The 1,043-nt window shown below is 51.6% G+C and carries 1 pseudogene; it reads right to left on the reverse strand.

Features of this window, described 5'->3' with window-relative positions:
* Window positions 1-1,010: pseudogene (locus tag PG418_RS19070) on the reverse strand (VirD4-like conjugal transfer protein, CD1115 family); the annotation flags it as partial.
* Window positions 1,011-1,043 lie beyond the last annotated feature (33 nt).

Raw genomic sequence — 1,043 nt, forward strand, 5'->3', positions numbered from 1 at the left:
TTGTCGGTTATTCCCACCGTTTTAGGCGTAGAACGTGTCACACTGTTCGCAAACTCGTCCAGTATCATGCGGACGTGAACCGGCAGCCGCCCGCCGTATTTATCATCGGCCCGGTCACAAAGCAGGTTGATAAGCTGGCTCTGTACCATTGCCAGAATGAAATTAAAGGTGGTGTCCGTGTCCGACATAATCAGGAACAGCGCCGTTTTCTCGTCCCCGATGGTGTCAAGTTCCAGTTCGTCGTCCTCCATCAGCTCCCGCACCTCGCGGATGTCAAAAGGGGCCATTCTCGCGCCTGCGCTGATAAGGATAGAGGAACGTGTCTTGCCCGCCGAAAGCAGGAATTTTTTATACTGGCGGACGGCAAAGTGGTCTGGATCGCGTTCCTCCAATCGCTCAAACATCAAATCCACCGGCGACTGAAATTCCGGGTCGTCCTCGCGGGCTTCGCTGGCATTTATCATTTCAAGCAGCGTCGTGAAGTTCATTTCTTCCTCCGGCGCTTCCTGCCAGATATAGCCGATCAGGGCCGTGTAGAACAGCCGTTCCGATTTCACCCAAAAATCTTCCGCACTTTTTTCGCCCTCGCCTTTAGTGTTGCAAATCAGGGTATTTACCAGCTTCAACACGTCTTTTTCCGAGTGCAGATACCGAAACGGGTTGTATTTCATGCTCTTGGAAAAATTGATGGTGTTCAGCACTTTCACGCGGTAGCCGCTGCGGATAAGGAGCTGGCCCACTTCACCGATCAAGCTGCCCTTGGGATCGGTTATCACAAATGAGGTCGGATAGTCCTTGGACACACATTGCATCAGGTTTGGTTTTACAAAGAACCGGGTCTTGCCGGAGCCGGAACCGCCGATCACCAGAACATTTTTATTTCTTGCGGTTTTGGGGTCTTTCGGCCTGTTGTTCATGGTGATCCGTTCCGTCTGTGTCAGCAGAATGTTGTTGTCAAAATTGGGGTCGATATAGGGGGCTATATCCTTGGGGCCGCCCCATGAAGCGTTTTGTCAAGTGCTTTTTAGAGTTATTGACGCGAC

This window comes from Bariatricus sp. TF06-38A (assembly GCF_027690675.1).
GTDB lineage: Bacteria > Bacillota > Clostridia > Lachnospirales > Lachnospiraceae > Allocoprococcus > Allocoprococcus comes.